The organism is Nocardioides marmorisolisilvae, assembly GCF_031656915.1.
Classification (GTDB): domain Bacteria; phylum Actinomycetota; class Actinomycetes; order Propionibacteriales; family Nocardioidaceae; genus Marmoricola; species Marmoricola terrisoli.
Map to the genome: position 1 here is coordinate 2,042,163 of NZ_CP134227.1, position 19,372 is coordinate 2,061,534.

Consider the following 19,372-nt stretch of genomic DNA (forward strand, 5'->3'; position numbering starts at 1 on the left):
CGGAGAGAATGGAACCGTGCTCTTCAACCGCTCCAAGACCCAGTTGCCCTCCGCCGACGACGCGCTGCCCGGCCGGGACGCTCCCGCCTTCCCGCTGCCCGACAGGCACGTGGTGCTGGACGCGCCGGTGATGACCGACGAGGTGCCCGCGGGTCTCGAGGTCGCGCTGTTCGGCCTGGGCTGCTTCTGGGGCGCCGAGGAGATCTTCTGGCAGGTCCCCGGCGTCTGGTCGACCTCGGTCGGGTACGCCGGCGGGCTCACCCCGCACCCGACCTACGAAGAGGTCTGCACCGGGCGCACCGGTCACACCGAGGCCGTCCGGGTGGTCTACGACCCGACGAAGGTCTCCTACGAGGACCTGGTGGTGACCTTCTTCGAGGTGCACGACCCGACCCAGGGGATGCGTCAGGGCAACGACCTCGGCACGCAGTACCGCTCGGCGATCTACTACACCGACCCGGCGCAGGAGAAGGTCGCACGCTCGGTGATCGAGCGCTACCAGCCCGAGCTGACCCGGCGCGGATACGGCCCAATCACCACCGAGGTGGCCCCCGCACCGACGTACTACTACGCCGAGCCCGCGCACCAGCAGTACCTGGCGAGGAACCCGTTCGGGTACCGCTGCCACGCCGCCACGGACGTCCCGGTCCCCCGCTGACGGCCCCGATCGGGGCCTGCGCATCGCAGGGAACCGTCGGCGCTGGGATGCGGCGGTGTGAATTGCCTCCCCTTGGGCACCTGCACGCCGCGGTCAACGGCGACCGCCTTGGGAAGGGAGAGGAACTCGCATGATCATCCTCGGTGTCATCCTCTTGATCCTGGGAGCGGTGTTCAACATCGCGATCCTGTGGACCATCGGCATCATCCTCGTGATCATCGGAGCCGTGCTCTGGATCCTCGGCACGATGGGGAGGGCAGTGGGTCCGCGCCGCCACTACTGGTGAGGTGTAGGAACGACCACGCACACGATGCACCGGCCGGCCGTGTCACACAGACACGCCGGCCGGTGTCACCATGTCGAACCCCCGAGAACCTGGACACACGAGGAGGAGCGAGATGAGTGCGAAGGTCTACGACAGCGCGCAGGCGCGTCGGTCCGCGGTGCGGGTGCCGCTCGACACCGGTGACTCGCTGATCGGCAAGATGATGAGCTGGTACTCGCGTCGTACCTATGGCGACGTCCTCGACAACGGCCTGGCCATGCTGCACAACCGGCCGGTGCTCTGGTCGGTGCTGAGGTTCGAGAAGGGCGTCGCGAAGTGGAAGCGCCTCGACCCGGACCTCAAGACGCTCGCCCAGATGGCCGCCGCGGCCATGATCGGCTGCAGCTGGTGCATGGACTTCGGCTACTTCGCTGCGCACAGTGCCGGGCTGGACACCAGCAAGCTCGAGGAGGTGCCGCGCTGGCGCGACTCCGACGTCTTCACCGCACAGGAGCGCCGGGTCCTGGAGTACACCGAGGCGGTGACGTCCACCCCGCCCACGGTGACCGACGAGATGGCCGAGTCGCTGCGCTCCGAGTTGGGCAATGATGCCTTCGTGGAGCTGACCATGATGATCGCGGTCGAGAACGAGCGGTCCCGGTTCAACAGCGCGCTGGGGCTGACCAGCCAGGGCTTCAAGGAGCACTGCGAGCTCCGGCGGTGAGCACCGACCCGTTCACCGAGCACCGCGGCCTGCTGTTCACCGTCGCCTACGAGATGCTCGGCAGCGCGGCCGACGCCGAGGACGTCCTCCAGGACTCGTGGCTGCGCTGGGACGCGGTCGACCAGGACCAGGTGCGCGACCCGCGGGCCTACCTGGTCCGGATCGTCACCCGCCAGTCCCTCAACCGGCTGCGCACCCTGCAGCGCCAGCGGGAGACGTATGTCGGACCGTGGCTGCCCGAGCCCCTCGTCACCGCGCCGGACGTCTTGGAGGACATCGAGCTCGCCGACTCGGTGTCGTTCGCGATGCTGCTCGTCCTGGAGACGCTGACCCCCCTGGAGCGAGCGGTGTTCGTGCTGCGCGACGTCTTCGGCTTCGAGTACGACGAGATCGCGACCGCGACCGACCGCAGTCCCGCAGCGGTCCGCCAGCTCGCCAGCCGCGCCCGCAACCATGTGCAGGCGCGGCGGCCCCGAGTGACTCCTGCCGAAGATGTCCGCGAGGTCACCGAGCGGTTCCTGGCCGCCTCCGTGACCGGTGAGATCCAGCCGCTGCTGGACCTGCTGGCCCCGGACGTCGTGCTGCTCAGCGACGGCGGCGGCAAGAAGCAGGCCGCGCTGCGACCGTTGCACGGCGCCGAGAAGGTCGCGCGGTGGCTGATCGGCGTGATGCGCAAGGAGGCGGGCAAGGAGTTCGACTTCGCCTGGACCACGGCCAACGGGCGTCCGGCGATGCTGCTCTACGCCAACGGCGAGCTGGACTCGATCGGCACGGTGCACGCCGTCGACGGCAAGATCACCGAGGTCTACCTGGTCCGCAACCCCGACAAGCTCGCTGGCCTCGAGCTGCTCCGCGAGGTGCGCCGCTGACGGCGGGTCGCCGGATCAGTCGTCGCGGTCACGGACGTAGGCCCCGAAGCCAGGCAGCGTGAACCGCACCAGGCCATGCCCGACCGGCTCGATCACGCCCTTCTCGATCAGCCGGTCGCGCGGGACGCTGATCGACCGCGACTCCATGCCCATCCCCTCGGCGATCGCCGCCCGGGTCACGTTGCCGGTGCCCGAGCCGGCCGCCTCGGCCTGCGCCATCGCCAGGAGCAGGGCCTGCTCGGCCCGGGTCGCCGAGTTCCACCGCGCCCGGTGCATCGCCTCGATCTGCCGGCGAGCGGCCGGGATGCCACGCCGTACGTCGACCAGCGTGAGCCGGCCGCCCGGTTCGGGACCCGCCGCCGTCCACGTCGTGCTGCCCAGCAGCTGGAGGAAGTACGGGTGTCCCCGCGCCTCGTCGACCACCGCGCCCAGCGCCGCTGCCGTCCATCCGACCTCGAGCGCGTCGGCCGGGTCGGCCAGGGCGGCTCGGGCGTCCGAGGGAGCGAGCAGGTCCAGCGGCACGAAGGAGCTGCGCTCACCGAAGGTGGCTGCGCGGGTCAGCGCCTCGGGGGTGACCGGAAGCCCGGCCGTCACCACCGCGAGCGGGTTGTCCTCACGGTCACCGTCGAGGTTCTGGAAGGCGTTGAGCAGGATCGACATCTCGTCGGCGGACGCGGCGTGGAGCTCGTCGACGAACAGCACCAGGCCGGCGCCGCCGCGGTTGCGCACCCGCACCGCGGTGTCGTGGAGGAGGTCCTCAAGGGCGCCGATCGGTGCCGAGCCCGGGTCGGGTGCCGGCCGGTCGCCCGACGCGAGGGTCGCGCTCACCTTCACCGGGACGCCGGGGACGCCGAGCTCGAGCGTGATCCGGTCGAGGAAGGAGCGCCACCGACGGGCCTCGTTGCGGGGCACCACGTCGGCGCGTTGCAGGCTCCGCTCCACGGCCCGCAGCAGCTCGGGCAGGAAGGTCCGCGACCGCGAGCAGGAGATCCAGGCGGTCAGGCATCCCTGCGCCTGCGCCTGGCGCTGGGCCGTGCGCAGCAGCGAGGTCTTGCCCACCCCGCGAGGCGCGTGGAAGACCAGCAGCGGGCCGCCGATCTCACCGTACTGCGCGACGCGTGCGATCTGGCTGCGAATCGTGTCCAGCTCGACGGCTCGCCCGGCCAGCACGCGCGGCACCTGCCCGGGCGTGTAGGGGTTGGGCAGCGCAGCCATCCGGCTCCTGACGGGATAGGTTGAGATACTTGGACGAAGTATAACAACGTATCCACCCGCGCCGGACTCACCCCTCGCGGAGCCACGGGATCATCCCGCCGGCGAGCACCATCGCGATCTGCCGCTCGGAGAGTCGGTGCCGAACGGCGTAGACCTCGTCACGGGTCTCGTTGCGCACGGTGAGCTCTGGACCCGAGGCAACGGCCTCGCGGACCTCGTCGAGGACGAGAACGTCCCCCTGCTGGATCCGGTCGTGGTCCGCGGGATCGACGAACTCCAAGGCGAGCACGCCGAAGTTCGCCAGGTTCTGCCAGTGGATCCGGGCGTACGACGCCGCGAGCACCAGCCTGAGCCCCAAGTGGCGCGGGGCGAGCGCCGCGTGCTCCCGCGACGAGCCCTGGCCGTAGTTCGAGCCGCCCACGATGGCGTGTCCGTCGCCGGCGGCTGCCCGGCCGGCGTACTCCGGGTCGACGTCGGTGAAGGTGAACTCCGCGAGCCGCGGGATGTTGCTGCGGAACGGCAGCACGCGGGCCCCGGCGGGCAGGATCTCGTCGGTGGAGACGTCGTCGCCCACGACGAGCTCCACCCGCAGCTCGAGGCGGTCGGGCAGCGGGTCGAAGTCGGGCAGCGAGGAGATGTTCGCGCCCTTGACCAGAGTCACCCTGCTGGCTTCGTCCGGTGGCAACGGCGGCTCGAGCATCGATGTGTTCACGCTGGCGACCGCCGGCAGTGCCAGGGCCGGGTAGTCGATGCCGAGCAGGTCGGGCAGTTCGCGGGGGTCGGTGATCCTGCCGGTCAGGGCGGCCGCAGCGGCGGTCTCCGGCGAGCACAGGAAGACCGAGTCGTCGGCGGTGCCCGAGCGGCCCGGGAAGTTGCGCGGCATGGTGCGCAGGCTGTTGCCGGTGCTGGTCGGCGCCTGGCCCATGCCGATGCAGCCCATGCAGCCGGACTGGTGCAGCCTGGCCCCGGCTGCGATCAGGTCGAACGCGCTGCCCATCCGCATCAGGTCCTCGAGACTCTCCCGCGACGTCGGGTTCACGTCGAGCGAGACCCCGGGAGCCGTCTGCCGTCCCTTGACGATCTCGGCGACGATGGCGAAGTCGCGCAGCCCCGGGTTGGCCGACGACCCGACCACCACCTGCTCGACGGGCTTGCCCTCGACCTCGCGGACCGGCACCACGTTGCCCGGAGAGCTGGGCAGGGCGATCAGCGGCTCGACCGCGGCCAGGTCGATCGCCTCGCGTACGTCGTACTCTGCGCCGTCGTCGGCCAGCACCTCGACGAAGTCGTCGGACCGCTGCTCGGCGTCGAGGAACTCGCGCACCCGGTCGTCGGCCGGGAACACCGTCGTGGTGGCCCCCAGCTCCGCGCCCATGTTGGCGATCACGTGCCGGTCCATCGCGGTCAGCGTGTCGACTCCGGGACCGTAGTACTCGATGATCCGGTTGACCCCACCCTTGACGCCGTGGCGGCGCAGCATCTCGAGGATCACGTCCTTCGCGCTCACCCACGGCCGGAGCTCGTTGGTCAGCCGGACGCCCCAGATCTGCGGCATGGTGAGGTAGAGAGGCTCGCCGGCGATCGCCCGTGCCACCTCGAGTCCGCCGACACCGATCGCGAGCATCCCCAGCGATCCGGCAGCTGGCGTGTGGCTGTCGGAGCCGACCATCGTCCTGCCCGGCACCCCGAACCGCTGCATGTGGGTCGGGTGCGAGACACCGTTGCCCGGCTTGGAGAACCACAGCCCGAACCGCTGACACGCCGAGCGCAGGAAGGCGTGGTCCTCGGCGTTGTTGCTGTCCGCCTGGAGCAGGTTGTGGTCGACGTACTGGACGGAGACGTCGGTCTGGGCGCGCTCGAGCCCCAGCGCCTCGAGCTCGAGCATCACCAAGGTCCCGGTGGCGTCCTGGGTGAGGGTCTGGTCGATGCGCAGTGCGATCTCGTCACCCGGTACCATCTCGCCTGACACGAGGTGGTCGGCGATCAGCTTGTGGGCGACGGTGCGCGCGGCCATGCAGCCTCCTGTTGACGGACTCCCGGGAGGTACCCAGCAGCGGGACTCGCTAACTTGTGCCGCATGGCCACGTCCGCGGAGCACCAGCCGCTGCAGCCGCTGCTGACCCGCTGGGGGCGTGAGGTCGACCCGGACGCGCCGTGGCCCGAATACCCACGGCCACAAATGGTCCGCGACGTCTGGCAGAACCTCAACGGTCGCTGGGAGTACGCGTTCGGGACGGCGCCGGACCGACCCGAGCAGTGGGACGGTGAGATCGTCGTGCCGTTCTCGCCGGAGGCTCCGCTCTCGGGTGTCGGTCGGCAGCTGCGGCCCGACGAGTGGCTCTTCCAGCGACGCGTGTTCACGGCGCCGCGGCCACCGGAGGGAGGCCGGCTGCTGCTGCACTTCGGCGCCGTCGACCAGTCCTGCACGGTGTGGGTCAACGACGTCGAGGTGGGCCGACATATCGGTGGCTACCTGCCGTTCACCATCGACGTCACCGACGCCGTGACCTACGATGAGGACACGCTGGTCGTCCGGGTGCGTGACCTCTCGGAGACGGGCCCGCACGCACGCGGCAAGCAGCGCCTGGACCGCGGCACCATCTGGTACACCGCGCAGTCGGGCATCTGGCAGACCGTCTGGCTCGAGCCGGTGCCGACGCCGTACATCCGCGAGCTCACCATCACCCCCGATCTGCCCGGTGGCCGCTTCGACGTCGTCGCGCACACCAGTGACGGCAGGGAGCACCACCGGCGGGTCGTGCCTCAGCACCCCCACCCGTGGACGCCGGAGGACCCTCACCTGCACCACTTCGACCTCACCGTCGGTGACGACACCGTGCACGCGTACGGCGCGCTGCGCAGCTTCGGCGTCGGCCCGGACGAGGACGGCCGACCGCGGCTGCTGCTCAACGGTGCGCCCTACCAGCACGTCGGCGTGCTCGATCAGGGCTACTGGCCCGACGGGCTGCTGACGCCGCCGTCAGACGCGGCGATGGTGCACGACATCGCCACGATGAGGTCGCTCGGCTTCACCATGCTGCGCAAGCACGTGAAGGTCGAGCCGCTGCGCTGGTACCACCACTGCGACCGGCTCGGCATCCTGGTCTGGCAGGACATGGTCAACGGCGGCGGCCGCTACCGCCGTCTCGTCGCGGACCTGCCCGCGAGGCGACCGGTGCGCCTCTCCGACCGGCGGCACCGGCTCTTCCACCGCGACGACGCCGACGCGAGGGCGGAGTTCCGCGACGAGGTCCGACGTACCGTCACGCTGCTGCGCAACACGGCCTGCATCGCGGTGTGGGTGCTGTTCAACGAGGGCTGGGGACAGTTCGACTCCGAGGAGATCGCCGCCGAGGTGGTCGGCCTGGACACCGGCCGGCAGATCTGCCAGGTGAGTGGCTGGATCGACCAGGGCGGCGGCGACCTGCGCGCGTTCCACCGCTATGTGCGGCCGTGGCGGATGCCGCGCCCGGACCGTCGGGGGAGGGTCATCGCACTGAGCGAGTACGGCGGCCACAGCCTGCGCATCGAGGGCCACGACTGGAGCGACCGCGAGTTCGGCTACCGCCGGTTCCGGACGCCGGCCGAGCTGGCCGAGAGCTTCACCAGGCTGCACGCGGACGTCGTCGCACCGACAGTGCCACGCGGGCTTTCGGCCACCGTCTACACCCAGCTCAGCGACGTCGAGGACGAGCTCAACGGGTTGCTCACCTGGGACCGCGAGGTGCTCAAGATCCCTGCTGACACGGTGCGCGCGGCCCTGGCCCTGCTGCGACCCTCGACCTAGACCTGGACCGGGCCGCCGACGGCGTCCTCGTCATCCCCGCCTTCGGGCCGTCGGAGCACCAGCAGCGCGACGTCGTCCTCGGCGCCCTCCTGCCCGATCAGCTCCGACATCAGCAGCGCGGCCAGCTGGTCCGCGCTGTCGTCCGCCGCGGCCGCGACGACACGTCGCATGGTCCACAGGCCGGTGTCGATGTCCTGCCCGCGACGTTCGACGAGCCCGTCGGTGTAGAGGCAGATCCGAGTGCCCGGGAGCACCACCATCTCCGTGGTGCGCCGCTCGACCTCGTCGACCGTCCCCAGCGGTGGGTCCTCGCCCAGGGCCAGCAGCAGCGACGACTCGCGATGCCCCACCATCGGAGGCAGATGACCGGCGGAGGCGATCAGGGCCAGGCCGGTCCGCTTCTCATAGACGAGGTACACCGCCGTCGCCATCTGGTCGGGCTCGAACGCCCGCATCAGCTGGTCGAGCCGGTCCAGCACCCGGCCGGGATCGTCCTCGACCAGCGCGTAGGCCCGCAAGGCGCTGCGCAGCCGGCCCATCACGATGGCAGCCAGGAGACCGTGCCCGGCCACATCGCCCACCACGATGCCGAGTCGCTCCCCTGGCAGGTCGAACACGTCGTACCAGTCACCGCCGACGCCCAGCTGGCCGCCCGGGACGTACCGGGCGGCCAGCTCGAGACCCGACTGGCGGGGCAGTCCGCTGGGAAGCAGGCCGCGCTGCAGGACGCCGGCGGCCTGACGCGAGGTCCGAGCACGGAGCTGACTCACCGCGCTGGCGGCGCGCTCCGCGGCCAGCTGCAGCAGGGCCACCTCGTCGGGGCTGAACTCCCGCGGCTGCAGCGAGCCGACATGGAGCACGCCGAGGACCTCGTCGCCCACGAGCAACGGCACGCCCAGCATCGAGCGCACCCCCTTGTGGAGCAGCACCGGGTTGACCACGGTCGCCGGGCTGACCTCCGTGACGACCACGGGCTCGCGGCTGTTCGCGACCATCCCGGCGAACCCGCGCCCCACCGGGATCCGAGACCCCTGGAACACCTCCTCCTCGAGCCCGCGGGCGGCCGTCGCGAGGAGGTGCTGGCCGGAGTCGTCCATCAGCAGCACCGCGGCGGTGTCGGCGCGGAGCAGGTCGCGGACCCGGTCGAGCAGCTCGGGCAGCAGATCGTCGAGGTCGAGCTGGGTCAGCGCCAGGTCCGTGACCGCCTCGAGACGGTGCAGCTGCCCGCCGGGATCGTTGCTTGGGTCGGTCGAGGACACGGGTCTCCTCCCACGCCTTGTTGCGCCGGCCCCGGCTGCTGGAGAGCCCGCGACGCACGTTGTCGGTGACGATACTGCCGACGAGGTCCGGCCACCGGGTTTCCCTGACTCAGGGGTACCCGGGTCGGCGATCGGTCACGCAGAGCTCCATGCCAGCGGGGCCGCGCAACGTCGTCCAGCCCGCCGTACGGCGTACCTCCGTGGCACCGAGCCGCCGCAACCGGGACACCTCCGCGTCGCGATCGTCGCAGGCCAGATCGAGGTGCGCCCGGGTCGTGTCGCCGCTCTCGAGCCGCTGCAGCAGCACCCGGAGGGAGTCGCCCGAGTGCCGGGCGAGGCTCGCGAACTCGTCGTACCCCGGTGAGGGCTGCAGTTCACGGTCGAGCAGCCTCGACCAGAACATCGCCTCCTGGTCGAACAGCGCCGGCGGGATGTCGATGCAGACCTGGTCGGCCAGGCTGCTGTGCCCGTCCCAGGTGCGTGGCCGGGGCGGGCGGCGCTCGGCGCCGGTCACGGCGCAGAACGGAAGGCCGCCGGGCGAGGCCATCACGACCACGTCGGACTCGTCGACCAGGCGGGCACCCAGGGGGATCGCATGGTCACGCACCCGCGCCGGGTCATCGCTGTGCACGTCGAGGTGGACGCGCGGGCCGCCAGCACCCACGCGTTGCACCCGGAGCCAGTCGTCGGAGTCGTCCGCCACGAGGGTGGCGAACTGGCCCGAGTCGCCGCGGGTGCCAGACAGCCCGAGTCCGGTGACCGCCTGCCAGAAGGCGACACCGTCGTCGAAGCCGTCCGCGGGGAGGTCGAGGAACGCGGTCAGCCACATGCCACCGAGTCAAGCACCCGTAGGGTCGTTCTCGTGCGCATCGTGTCCCTGCTGCCCTCGACCACGGAGATCCTGTTCGCGCTCGGCGCCGGCGACGACGTCGTCGGCGTCACCTTCGAGTGCGACTTCCCACCCGAGGCCCGGCGGCGCACCATCGTGTCCACCAGCGCCATGCCCGAGGGACTGCTGCCCGAGGAGATCGATGCCTTCGTGGTCGAGGCGATGCGGCGAGGGGACGACCTCTACCACCTCGACGAGGGCGCGCTGTCCGGCCTGGACGCGGACCTCGTCGTCACCCAGGACCTGTGCGCGGTCTGCGCGGTCGACGTGTCCGTGGTCGACGACGCTCTCGCGCACCTGGGGTGTACGGCGCAGGTGCTGACCGTCGACCCCCACACCCTCGACGAGGTGCTCGCCTCCGTGCTCACCCTCGGGCAGGTCACCGGTCGGGAGCGATCGGCCGCGGCCCTCGTCGACGGGCTGCGGCGACGGATCGAGGCGGTCCGGTCGGCGGTGGCCGGCCGGCCTCGTCCCCGGTTGATGCTGCTCGAGTGGACGGATCCGCCGTACGCGCCGGGGCATTGGGTCCCGGAGATGGTCGAGCTCGCCGGCGGCGTACCCACGTTGGGGACGGCCGGGGAGAAGTCGGTCCGGGTCACCTGGGACGACGTACACGCGTCGGCGCCCGACCTGGTGGTGTGCGCGCCCTGCGGCTTCGACCTGGCCGGGTCGCTGGAGCTGGCCGGTCGGGTGCTCGACCGGCTACCTGATGTCCCGGTGTGGGCGGTGGATGCCAACGCGTCGTACGCCCGGCCGGGGCCGAGGCTGGTCGACGGGATCGAGGCACTGGCCGGCATCCTGCACCCGGGCGTGGTCGCGGCCTCGCCGATCGCCCAGCAGCTGCGCTGAGGTCACACCGCGCTCGGCAAAGTTGCGCCGCCTCGACGGGCTACGGCTGCAAAGTTGCGCCGCCTCGACGACCTCGGCGGAGCATACGGCGGGGAGACCCGACACGAGTTTGGGCCTCCCCGCCCTGCCCGTCAGCCCGGAGATGTGGAGGGACCTCCGTGTGGGCTCGATGCCCGACAACGCGGGCAGTGGCACAGGCCGGAAGGGGTTGAGGTCCCGGCTGATGCACCTGTCCAAGCGTAGGAGGGCGGCGAGGGGCTTGGCAGCGAAACGGACTTTTTGCCCGGATCGGCTCAGGCCCGGGCGAGGAAGCCGAGCAGGTCCTGACGGGTGAGCACACCGATCGGACGGCCGTCCTCCTGCACCAGCAGGGCATCGGCGTTCGCCAGGGCCGCCACCGCCTCGGCGACGGGAACGCCCGAGCCGACGGTCGGCAGCGGGTCGCTCATGTGCTCCTCCACCTGGTCGGCCAGCTTCGCGCTTCCGGCGTACAGCGCGTCGAGCAGGACCCGCTCGGAGACCGAGCCGGCCACCTCGGCCGCCATCACCGGCGGCTCCGCGCGGACGACCGGCATCTGCGAGACGCCGTACTCGCGCAGGATGTGCACGGCCTCGGCGATGGTCTCGTTGGGGTGGGTGTGCACCAGCGCCGGGATCTCCCCGCTCTTCCCGCGCAGCACCTCCCCCACGGTGCGGCCGGACGCGGCCGGGAGGAAGCCGTACTGGGCCAGCCACTCGTCGTTGAAGACCTTGGTGAGGTAGCCACGACCGGAGTCCGGCAACAGCACCACGATGACCGCGTCGTCGCCCTCCCGGGTGCCCTCGAGCTCCTTGGCCAGCTGTACCGCGGCGAAGGCGGCCATCCCCGAGGAACCACCGACGAGGAGCCCCTCCTCGCGCGCGAGCCGGCGAGTGAACGCGAAGGAGTCGGCGTCGGAGACCTCGATCACCCGGTCCGCGATGTCCCGGTCGTAGGTGTCGGGCCAGAAGTCCTCCCCCACGCCCTCGACCAGGTAGGGCCGGCCGGTGCCGCCCGAGTAGACCGATCCAGCCGGATCGGCGCCGACCACCTGGACCCCGCGCCCGCCTCGTTCGGCGCTGCGGTCCTTGAGGTAGCGACCGACCCCGGTGATCGTCCCCCCGGTGCCCATGCCGGTGACGAAATGCGTGATCCGGCCGTCGGTCTGCTCCCAGATCTCCGGCCCGGTGGTCTCGTAGTGCGAGCGTGGGTTGTTCGGGTTGGAGTACTGGTCGGGCTTCCAGGCGTTCGGCGTCTCCCGGACGAGCCGGTCGGAGACGTTGTAGTAGGAGTCGGGGTGCTCCGGGGCCACCGCGGTCGGGCAGACGACCACCTCGGCGCCGTACGCCTTCAAGACGTTGCGCTTGTCCTCGCTGACCTTGTCGGGGCACACGAAGATGCAGCGGTAGCCGCGCTGCTGGGCGACCAGGGCCAGGCCCACGCCGGTGTTCCCCGAGGTCGGCTCGACGATGGTGCCGCCGGGCTTGAGCTCGCCGGACGCTTCGGCGGCGTCGATCATCCGGACCGCGATCCGGTCCTTCACCGACCCCCCGGGGTTGAGGTACTCGACCTTGGCGAGCACGAGCGGGCCACGGTCGGCGGCCCCGGCACCCGCGTCCGGCCTCCTGTCCAGGGTCCGGTCGAGCCGGACCAGCGGGGTGTTGCCGATCAGGTCGAGCAGTGAGTTGGCATAGCGCATGGCCTCAACATAGTCGGCGCCGTCCGTAGGCTGTGCCCATGAGCAAGGCCGCCGCCGCACGTCGCCTCGCTGCTGCCGCCGTGTACGGCGGGGGCGGCCTGTCGGTGCTGGGCGCCTCGCTGTACGGCGTGCTGCGCGCCGAGGCCACCGTGGCGCGGCGAGTGATCGGCTACTTCGACGGGCGGGTGCCCGACTCCTCCGGCTGGTACGGCCGCGGCCGCCCGGGTCCGGCGATCAAGATCGCCTTCCTCGGCGACTCCTCCGCCGCCGGGTACGGCGTGCACAGCGTCGAGGAGACGCCCGGGGCGCTGATCGCCTCCGGCATTGCCTGGCACGCGGACCGCCGGGTGCACCTGCACGAGTTCTGCAAGGTGGGCGCCCAGTCCGCCGACCTGGCTGCTCAGGTCGAGGCAGCACTGGGCACCGAGCCGGACGTCGCGCTGATCCTGATCGGTGCCAACGACGTCACCCACCGGGTCCGGCCGTCGGTGTCGGTGCGGCACCTCGGCGAGGGGGTCCAGCGCCTGCACAGCGCCGGGGTCGCCGTGCTGGTCGGAACCTGTCCCGACCTGGGCACGGTCCGGCCGATCCCGCAGCCACTGCGCTCGGTCGCCCGAGCCTGGTCCCGCAGGCTCGCCGCGGCGCAGACCATCGCGGTCGTCGAGGCGGGGGGCCGCACGGTGTCGCTCGGATCCGTGCTGGGTCCCGAGTTCGCCGCCGCACCCGCGCTGCTGTTCGGGCCCGACCAGTTCCACCCGTCCGCGGCCGGCTATCGGTCGCTGGCCGCCGTACTGGTGCCATCGTTGCTGGCGCTGCTGGGTCTGGCACCCGACGACGAGGCCGAGCCCGTGGCCCTGCGCGGCGAGGGCGTGCTGCCGATCAGCTACGCGGCCGTCGAGGCGAGCAAGCACCCGGGCACCGAGCTGGGCGGCACCGAGGTCGCCGGCACCAGGCACGGCGCCGGTGGCCGATGGGTGATGCTGATGCGCCGCCGCCGGCCACGGCACGTGGACAGCGAGACGCCCGAGGAGTCCGAGGACTCCCCGGGCGTGCCCGAAGGTTCTGCCGGCTGACCCGGCGACGGTGCGCTAGTTGCCGCGCAGCGCGGCCAGGATGCGCAGCATCTCGATGTAGATCCAGACGATGGTCACGGTCAGGCCGAAGGCCGCGCGCCACGACTCTCGTTCGGGAAGGCCCGCGGCGATGCCCTTCTCGACGTAGTCGAAGTCCAGGATCAGCATCAGCACACCCAGGCCGAGACCGATGATGCTGGCCACGAAGCCCAGTCCGTGCAGACCGTTGAACCCGAAGCTGGCGTGGAAGAAGCCGAGCACGAAGTCGAGCACCACGACAGCGACGAAGCCGAACATCGCCGCGGTGACCCACTTGCGGAACTTGTCGCTGACCCGGATGTTGAAGAACTTGTACGCCGCCAGCGTGCCGCCGACCGCCGCCACGGTGCCGAGCACCGCCCCGACGACGACGCCGGGCCACATCGCCTCGAACACCTTGCTCATCGCGCCGATGAACACGCCCTCGCAGACGGCGTAGGCGAGCACCAGTGCCGGGCTGACCAGGCGCTTGAAGGAGTTCGCCATCGCCAGGCCGAAGCCGACGATGGCGCCGCCCATGGCGAGCATGTTCACGGTCTGCTGCGCGTGGGCGTCGGTGGCCACGTTGCCGGTCAGCAGCCAGGTGGCGGCGGCGGCCAGGACGACGACCAGCATGGTGAGGCCGGTCTTCTGGACCACCGAGTCGATGGTCATCGGGCCGGTGGACGCCGGCGCGTGGGTGGGCGGCGCCGCGTGCCCGGCGCCGGTCGGAGCTCCGCCGCCGACACTCCAGGTCGAGGGGTCACCGTAGCCGGCGTAGGTCTGCCCGTTGCCGGCGTAGGTCGGGTTGCCGTTGGCGTTGCGGCCGTTGAAGCCCGCTGCTCGCGCGAAGACGGGGTTGCGACTCTGCATGGTCTCCTCCTCTGGAGGCCGGAACGATCCGCCCACGGTGGCGGTCGCCTGACCACCCCGACTCTATCGGGGCGTCATCTGTGCAACGAATCCGTGGCCACGCTCGTTCCCGACGGGTACGGCTGGCTGTGCGTGGGGTGCTGGGGCGGCGCAGGAGCGGGGTTCGTGCCGGCGCCGGCCTCGGCACGCGCGAGCTGCGCGCCCACGACCAGCACACCGACCACGGCCAGCACCCGGATCCTCACGAGAACGGGAACGAGTTCTCCCCCAGATTGGTTACTGGCTTCCGACAATTCCGTCACCTTTCGGCCCGACGCACGCTGCCGCGCGCCGTACGTGCATGATCTGTCGAGTGAGTGGACCCGCAGCCGACGAGCACCCCACGGACGCCGTGCTCCCCGTGGAGGCCTTCGGGGAGGAGTTCCTCCGTCGGGTGCTGCACCTCGAGCGGGTGCTGGAGTCGATCGACCGGATCCTGGGCACCGAGTTCGCGCTCGGCCCGATAGGCGCGGGTCCGGGTCGCAAGGTCGCCCAGATCACCGCGACCGGTTCCTTCCTGCCCTGCACCGGCGAGCCCCTCGACGGCCCGGAGGTGGGCTATCGCGTGCTGGTACCGGTCGAGGTCGACTTCGACCTCGACCTGCGGGTGGACTCCCACCGCTTCCACGCCGAGGTCGTCGTGCCGCTGCGGGTGGTGATGCGGACCGTCGAGCCGCTGACGATCCTGTGGGACATCGACCCTCCGACGGCAGAGGACCTCGAGATCACCATCCGTGGCGAGACCCGGCGCTCGACGGTGCTGCAGAAGGTGTCCGGGATGGACTCGGAGCTGCGCCGGTTCCTGCTCCGGTTCGTCCAGCGCGAGCTCGAGAAGCCCCATGTCCGTCGGGCTCAGCGCATCGACGTGGCGTCGGTGATCGACGGCGCGTGGCCGCAGATCGCCGCCCAGTTCCTGCCCAACGGTCCCGAGGACCGCGCAGGCTGATCGGCTTATCCCTGGTGGGCGGAGAGGTTCGTGAAGTCCGCGGGACGATGGATGAGCTCGGCACGACTCGGAGGCCACACGAGCGCGAAGACCTTGCCGACGACGAGGTCGTCGGGCACGAACCCGCCGCCGGGATCGCCCATGTGCGCCCGTGAGTCGGCCGAGTCACCACGGTTGTCGCCCATCACCCACAGGTCGCCCTGCGGGACCCGGATGTGGAAGGCGCCGTACAGCGCGCAGGGGCGCGTCCCCTTCGGGAGATAGGAGCGCTCGTGCAGCGGGTGGCCATTGACCTCCAGGGGGCCGGCCGCACCCGGGCAGTCGACCCGGTCCCCACCGATGCCGATCACCCGCTTCACCAGGTGGCCGCCGGCGGGATAGAGACCGATCGCGGACAACGCCTCGGTCAGACTGTTCGACGGCGTGCCGTCCTCCTCGGCCGGCAGCCACCCACCCGGGTCCTTGAAGACCACGATGTCGCCACGCTGAGGCGTTCCGCTCCCCCAGTACGACGGCTTCTCCACCAGGATCCGGTCGTTCTTGATGAACTGCGGCTCCATCGACGGCGACGGGATGTAGAACGCCTGGACGAAGAACGACTTGATCACGACCGCGAGCACCAGCGCGATCACCAGCAGCAGGATGGTCTCCATCCACAACGGAAGCGGCTTCTTCTGCTTCTTCTCCCTGGCCGGCTTGCTGGGGAAGGGCGCGTCGGCATGGGTCACGCAGTGAGGCTAGCCCGCGCCGCCACGAAGCCGGCGACGGCCCACGGTCATGGGCGTCGGGAGGTGCCCCGGGTGGGGGTCGAACCCACACTGAGTCGCTTTTAAGGCGACCTCCTCTGCCGATTGGGATACCGGGGCGCTGGGCACAGTCTTGCCGATCGGGGCGCGGCCCTGGGTCACAGGTAGGTCTTGCGCGGAAAGTCCGCGTGCGCGCCGGCCAACCGGTCCAGGAACAGCAACCCGTCGCAGTGGTCGATCTCGTGCTGTCGTGCACGCGCCTCGAGGGCCTCCGCCTCGAGGGTGACGGTCTCGACTCCTCCGGGCAGCTGTCCACGGACGACGAGCCTGCTGGAGCGCCTCACGTCGCCGGTGAGGTCGGGCACGCTCATGCATCCCTCGCGGGCCTTCTCGTTCCGGGTGCCGCGGACGATCTCGGCGTTGCCGAGCACGAAGGCGCCGTGGTGGTCGCGGGCTCTCGGGTGCTGCGAGACGTCGACGCAGAAGATCCGCTGTGACGTCGCCACCAGGTCGTGCCCGAAGACGGTGATGGCGAGCTGGCTCATCCGGTCGATCCCCCCAGCTCTGCGGCGCGGCCGAGCACGGCGTCGATCATCTCCTCGGTCAGCCGGCCGGTGAAGGTGTTCTGCTGGGAGGGGTGGTAGCAGCCGAGCAGGGTGAGCGTCTGCGAGCCTCGCGACAGCGACACCTCGACGCCGTGCCCGAAGCGCGGCTTGGGCCGGGGAATCTCGAACCCGACCGCACGCAACGCCCGTAGCGCGGCGTCCCAACCGAACCCCCCGAGGCACACCACGGCGCGCACCGAGTCGACGACCAGCTCCACCTCCCGGTTCGCCCACGGCGCACAGGTGTCGCGCTCGGCCGTGGTCGGACGGTTGTCGGGCGGGGCGCACCGCACCGCAGCCAGCATCCGGGCACCCAGCAGCCGCTGACCGTCGCCGGCGTGGGTGGACGTGGGTCCGCTGGCCAGGCCGATCCGGTGCAGCGAGGCGAACAGCCAGTCGCCGGAGCGGTCGCCGGTGAAGATCCGGCCGGTCCGGTTCCCGCCGTTGGCCGCGGGAGCCAGCCCCATCACGAGTACGCCGGGCCGCGGGGCGCCCCAGCCCGCGATCGGACGGCCCCAGTAGGGCTCGCCGGCGTACGACGCCCGCTTGGTGCGTGCGACGTCCTCGCGCCACCGCACCAGCCGGGGACAGGCCGCGCAGACCGAGACCCGGGCGTCGAGCGCGTCGAGGTCGTCGATGCGGGCCAGCCGGGCCACGTCGGCCGCGGACCGTGCCACCGGCGTGGTCGCGTCGGCCGGGTCGTCCGGCCACCCGGTCCCGGGCGGCACCGGGCTGGTGAACTGCTGTCCCGTCAGCGGGTGCGGCAGCGGCGCGGCGGGCTCGTCCACGGACCGTCCACCCCCTCCGGTCACCGAGCGGTCGGCACGACGTCGAGGCGGGTCAGGGCGTCGATGACCGCGCGGACACGAGGGACCTCGTGGGTACGCAGGACGCCGGTGCCGCCGAGCGCGGCGAGCACCGCGAAGAACGACTCGGCCGTGCGGAACTCGTCCTCGAAGAGCATGAAGGCGTGCGGCAGGGCGTGGCAGACCGGCAGGCCGAGCCGGCGCAGCCGGAACGTGGAGAGGATGACCGAGGTCTGGTAGCGCAACCGCACCATCGGCTCGGTCAGGTTTCCGTAGTAGAACCCGAGCCCCGGGTCGACGGCCAGATGCTCGACCCCGCGGCGCCGGGCGAGCTCGATCCGAGGCCCGAAGTGGTCGAGCATGCTCGGGAACGGATCGGAGGCGACGGGGGCGTCGACGACCTCGCGGACGTTGGCGCCGGTGACCTGGCACAGGACCAGGCTCGCGCCGTGCCGGGCGACCGTCTCGAAGACCGCCTCGTCGTCGGCGGAGCCGGTCAGGTTCACCACCCGGGCACCGGCCTTCAGTCCGGCCTCGACCACGTCGACGTCGTACGCCTCGACCGAGACGACGATCCCCTCCGCGGCCAGCGCCTCGATGACGGGGACCAGCGCTGCGGCCTGGTGCGAGGGCTCGACCCGTGCCGCGCGCAGGGTGCTGGACTCCGCGCCGATGTCGACCAGGTGGGCGCCCTGCGCGATCTGGACCCGGGCCTTGCGGATGGCCGACTCCGTGGAGAGCGCCACACTCTCGCGGTAGGTCGAGTCCGGTGAGAGGTTCACCGTGCCCATCAGCACGGGTTCGGCGTCGGTGTCGACGAGTCGATCGCCGACCCGGAACGGGGCGACCGGCAGGTCGAGGTCGGGCCCATGCTCTTGTGCGAGTCGGGCCAGTGCCCGCAACGAGATCACAAGGGGACTCTAGAAGGGCCGGTCCGTGGGGTCGCCGGCACCCACGCGGGCCTCGCGGATCGCCCGTCCGCGGGCGGCGTCCTTCTCGCGCCGAGCAGCCGCCCGGACGATGCCACGCTCACTGCGCATCGGCAGCTGCAACTGCTCCTCGGCCGCCAGCCCGCGGTGCAGCTCGCGCGCACGCTCGAGCTCGGTGTCCAGCTCGGCGCCGAACAGCAGCGCCAGGTTGGTCAGCCACAGCCAGAGCAGCGCGATCACCACACCCGCCACGGAGCCGTAGGTCTTGTCGTAGGAGGAGAAGTTCGCGACGTAGAACGCGAAGCCCACCGACGCCGCGATCCAGACGAGGATCGCGACGAAGGCCCCGACCGAGAGCACGCGGAGCTTCGGCGTTCTCACGTTCGGGGTGAAGTGGTAGAGGATCGCCACGACGGCGACGACCACCAACGCCAGCACCGGCCACTTGGCGTAGCTCCAAGCGGTCACCGCCTGGTCGCCGAGCCCGATCTGGTCGCCGATCGCGGTGGCCAGCCGGCCGGAGACCACCAGGATCACCAGTGCCACGGCACAGAGCACGACGGAGGCCAGCGTGACCAGCAGGTTCATCGGGCGCAGCCGCCAGAAGGGTCGGCCCTCCTCCACCTCGTAGATCCGGTTCATCGCGCGACCGAAGGCACCGACGTACGCCGAGGCGGACCACAGCGCACCCACCAGCCCGACCACCAGCGTCCAGCCGGCGGCCTCGGAGTTGGCGAGCCGCTCCAATGGCCCCTGGATGTTCTGCAGCGTCGAGGCGGACACCAGCGGCGAGATCACCTTGAGGACCACGTTCAGCGACTTGTCGCCCTGCCCGAAGACACCCAGGAGTGAGAGCAGCGCGAGGGTCGCCGGGAAGATCGCCAGCACCGAGAAGTAGGTGAGCGCCGCGGCGAGGTCGGTGCACCGGTCGTCGGCGAACTCGCGGACGGTCTTGCGCAGCACGTACCAGACCGAGCGCCGGTCGAAGCTCTCGTCCTGGCCGAAGTCGGTCTCCTGGCCCTCCACCGCATCGTCGTCCTGGGACTGCATCGTGGCGCTCTCCGATGGGGTCGTGTCGGTCGTGGTCGTCATTGCGATGTACCT

General features: G+C 71.2%; 19 protein-coding genes and 1 tRNA gene. 8 read left to right on the forward strand and 12 right to left on the reverse strand.

The genetic code is table 11. From position 1 onward, the window contains the following. The first annotated feature begins 16 nt into the window (after window positions 1–16). From msrA to Q9R13_RS09790, 4 genes are all read left to right on the forward strand, one after another. On the forward strand, window positions 17–658 hold the full coding sequence (gene msrA, locus Q9R13_RS09775; protein WP_310964932.1) for a peptide-methionine (S)-S-oxide reductase MsrA: 642 nt from the start codon (window positions 17–19) through the stop codon (window positions 656–658). 130 nt (window positions 659–788) lie between these two features. Further along, entirely contained in the window at window positions 789–944 is a 156-nt protein-coding gene (locus Q9R13_RS09780) for a DUF6131 family protein (protein WP_310964933.1), read from the forward strand. Between the two features lie 112 nt (window positions 945–1,056). Beyond that, window positions 1,057–1,647, forward strand: coding sequence for a carboxymuconolactone decarboxylase family protein (locus Q9R13_RS09785; protein WP_310964934.1), 591 nt, complete (start codon window positions 1,057–1,059; stop codon window positions 1,645–1,647). Beyond that, a complete protein-coding gene (locus Q9R13_RS09790) occupies window positions 1,644–2,516 on the forward strand; it encodes an RNA polymerase sigma-70 factor (protein WP_310964935.1) in 873 nt (290 codons plus the stop codon). The genes Q9R13_RS09785 and Q9R13_RS09790 overlap by 4 nt, the downstream gene beginning before the upstream one ends. Window positions 2,517–2,531: 15 nt before the next feature. Here the strand turns inward: Q9R13_RS09790 and Q9R13_RS09795 are convergent, their stop codons facing one another. Continuing rightward, entirely contained in the window at window positions 2,532–3,731 is a 1,200-nt protein-coding gene (locus tag Q9R13_RS09795) for an ATP-binding protein (protein WP_310964936.1), read from the reverse strand. A 67-nt stretch (window positions 3,732–3,798) separates the two neighbouring features. Then, a complete protein-coding gene (locus Q9R13_RS09800) occupies window positions 3,799–5,745 on the reverse strand; it encodes an aconitate hydratase (protein WP_310964937.1) in 1,947 nt (648 codons plus the stop codon). Window positions 5,746–5,808: 63 nt separating this feature from the next. Between Q9R13_RS09800 and Q9R13_RS09805 the strand changes: the two genes are divergently transcribed. Further along, window positions 5,809–7,518, forward strand: coding sequence for a glycoside hydrolase family 2 protein (locus Q9R13_RS09805; protein ID WP_310964938.1), 1,710 nt, complete (start codon window positions 5,809–5,811; stop codon window positions 7,516–7,518). Here the strand turns inward: Q9R13_RS09805 and Q9R13_RS09810 are convergent. After that, entirely contained in the window at window positions 7,515–8,777 is a 1,263-nt protein-coding gene (locus Q9R13_RS09810) for a PP2C family protein-serine/threonine phosphatase (RefSeq protein ID WP_310964939.1), read from the reverse strand. The two genes, Q9R13_RS09805 and Q9R13_RS09810, sit on opposite strands and share 4 nt — an antisense overlap. A gap of 109 nt (window positions 8,778–8,886) precedes the next feature. Beyond that, a complete protein-coding gene (locus Q9R13_RS09815; RefSeq protein WP_310964941.1) occupies window positions 8,887–9,606 on the reverse strand; it encodes a VOC family protein in 720 nt (239 codons plus the stop codon). Window positions 9,607–9,639: 33 nt separating this feature from the next. On the opposite strand from Q9R13_RS09815, the gene Q9R13_RS09820 reads away from it, so the two are divergent. After that, entirely contained in the window at window positions 9,640–10,515 is an 876-nt protein-coding gene (locus tag Q9R13_RS09820) for a cobalamin-binding protein (RefSeq protein ID WP_310964943.1), read from the forward strand. A gap of 293 nt (window positions 10,516–10,808) precedes the next feature. Here Q9R13_RS09820 and Q9R13_RS09825 read toward each other — a convergent pair whose 3' ends face one another. Further along, entirely contained in the window at window positions 10,809–12,233 is a 1,425-nt protein-coding gene (locus Q9R13_RS09825; protein ID WP_310964944.1) for a cystathionine beta-synthase, read from the reverse strand. A 38-nt stretch (window positions 12,234–12,271) separates the two neighbouring features. On the opposite strand from Q9R13_RS09825, the gene Q9R13_RS09830 reads away from it, so the two are divergent. Continuing rightward, window positions 12,272–13,306, forward strand: a complete 1,035-nt coding sequence (locus Q9R13_RS09830) for an SGNH/GDSL hydrolase family protein (protein ID WP_310964945.1) — start codon at window positions 12,272–12,274, stop codon at window positions 13,304–13,306. Window positions 13,307–13,321: 15 nt separating this feature from the next. Here the strand turns inward: Q9R13_RS09830 and Q9R13_RS09835 are convergent, their stop codons facing one another. After that, window positions 13,322–14,197 (reverse strand): Bax inhibitor-1/YccA family protein, encoded by an 876-nt coding sequence (locus tag Q9R13_RS09835; protein WP_310964946.1) that lies wholly within the window; start codon window positions 14,195–14,197, stop codon window positions 13,322–13,324. A 352-nt stretch (window positions 14,198–14,549) separates the two neighbouring features. On the opposite strand from Q9R13_RS09835, the gene Q9R13_RS09840 reads away from it, so the two are divergent. Further along, window positions 14,550–15,182 (forward strand): hypothetical protein, encoded by a 633-nt coding sequence (locus tag Q9R13_RS09840; protein ID WP_310964947.1) that lies wholly within the window; start codon window positions 14,550–14,552, stop codon window positions 15,180–15,182. 5 nt (window positions 15,183–15,187) lie between these two features. On the opposite strand, the gene lepB is transcribed toward Q9R13_RS09840, so the two are convergent. The 6 genes from lepB to Q9R13_RS09870 all read right to left on the reverse strand — a co-directional run bounded on the left by lepB (window position 15,188) and on the right by Q9R13_RS09870 (window position 19,360). Then, on the reverse strand, window positions 15,188–15,910 hold the full coding sequence (gene lepB / locus Q9R13_RS09845) for a signal peptidase I (protein ID WP_310964948.1): 723 nt from the start codon (window positions 15,908–15,910) through the stop codon (window positions 15,188–15,190). Window positions 15,911–15,974: 64 nt separating this feature from the next. After that, window positions 15,975–16,048 (reverse strand) — tRNA-Leu (locus Q9R13_RS09850). A 38-nt stretch (window positions 16,049–16,086) separates the two neighbouring features. After that, window positions 16,087–16,473, reverse strand: coding sequence for a peptide deformylase (locus Q9R13_RS09855; protein WP_310964949.1), 387 nt, complete (start codon window positions 16,471–16,473; stop codon window positions 16,087–16,089). Then, entirely contained in the window at window positions 16,470–17,321 is an 852-nt protein-coding gene (locus Q9R13_RS09860) for a uracil-DNA glycosylase (RefSeq protein ID WP_310964950.1), read from the reverse strand. Before Q9R13_RS09860 ends, Q9R13_RS09855 begins: the two co-directional genes overlap by 4 nt. Window positions 17,322–17,341: 20 nt before the next feature. Beyond that, window positions 17,342–18,250: a dihydropteroate synthase gene (locus Q9R13_RS09865; protein ID WP_310964951.1), complete on the reverse strand. Its 909-nt coding sequence runs from the start codon at window positions 18,248–18,250 to the stop codon at window positions 17,342–17,344. A 9-nt stretch (window positions 18,251–18,259) separates the two neighbouring features. Further along, window positions 18,260–19,360 carry a YihY/virulence factor BrkB family protein gene (locus tag Q9R13_RS09870; protein ID WP_310964952.1) on the reverse strand — a complete coding sequence of 367 codons (1,101 nt, stop codon included), beginning with the start codon at window positions 19,358–19,360 and terminating at the stop codon, window positions 18,260–18,262. Window positions 19,361–19,372 lie beyond the last annotated feature (12 nt).

What these genes read in the sequence shown, in the direction of transcription:
- Q9R13_RS09780 (WP_310964933.1), top strand. Translation starts at nt 789, where the DNA reads ATGATCATCCTCGGTGTCATCCTCTTGATCCTGGGAGCGGTGTTCAAC.
- Q9R13_RS09785 (WP_310964934.1), top strand. Translation starts at nt 1,057, where the DNA reads ATGAGTGCGAAGGTCTACGACAGCGCGCAGGCGCGTCGGTCCGCGGTG.
- Q9R13_RS09795 (WP_310964936.1), bottom strand. Translation starts at nt 3,731, where the DNA reads ATGGCTGCGCTGCCCAACCCCTACACGCCCGGGCAGGTGCCGCGCGTG.
- Q9R13_RS09800 (WP_310964937.1), bottom strand. Translation starts at nt 5,745, where the DNA reads ATGGCCGCGCGCACCGTCGCCCACAAGCTGATCGCCGACCACCTCGTG.
- Q9R13_RS09805 (WP_310964938.1), top strand. Translation starts at nt 5,809, where the DNA reads ATGGCCACGTCCGCGGAGCACCAGCCGCTGCAGCCGCTGCTGACCCGC.
- Q9R13_RS09815 (WP_310964941.1), bottom strand. Translation starts at nt 9,606, where the DNA reads ATGTGGCTGACCGCGTTCCTCGACCTCCCCGCGGACGGCTTCGACGAC.
- Q9R13_RS09825 (WP_310964944.1), bottom strand. Translation starts at nt 12,233, where the DNA reads ATGCGCTATGCCAACTCACTGCTCGACCTGATCGGCAACACCCCGCTG.
- Q9R13_RS09830 (WP_310964945.1), top strand. Translation starts at nt 12,272, where the DNA reads ATGAGCAAGGCCGCCGCCGCACGTCGCCTCGCTGCTGCCGCCGTGTAC.
- Q9R13_RS09835 (WP_310964946.1), bottom strand. Translation starts at nt 14,197, where the DNA reads ATGCAGAGTCGCAACCCCGTCTTCGCGCGAGCAGCGGGCTTCAACGGC.
- Q9R13_RS09855 (WP_310964949.1), bottom strand. Translation starts at nt 16,473, where the DNA reads ATGAGCCAGCTCGCCATCACCGTCTTCGGGCACGACCTGGTGGCGACG.
- Q9R13_RS09870 (WP_310964952.1), bottom strand. Translation starts at nt 19,360, where the DNA reads ATGACGACCACGACCGACACGACCCCATCGGAGAGCGCCACGATGCAG.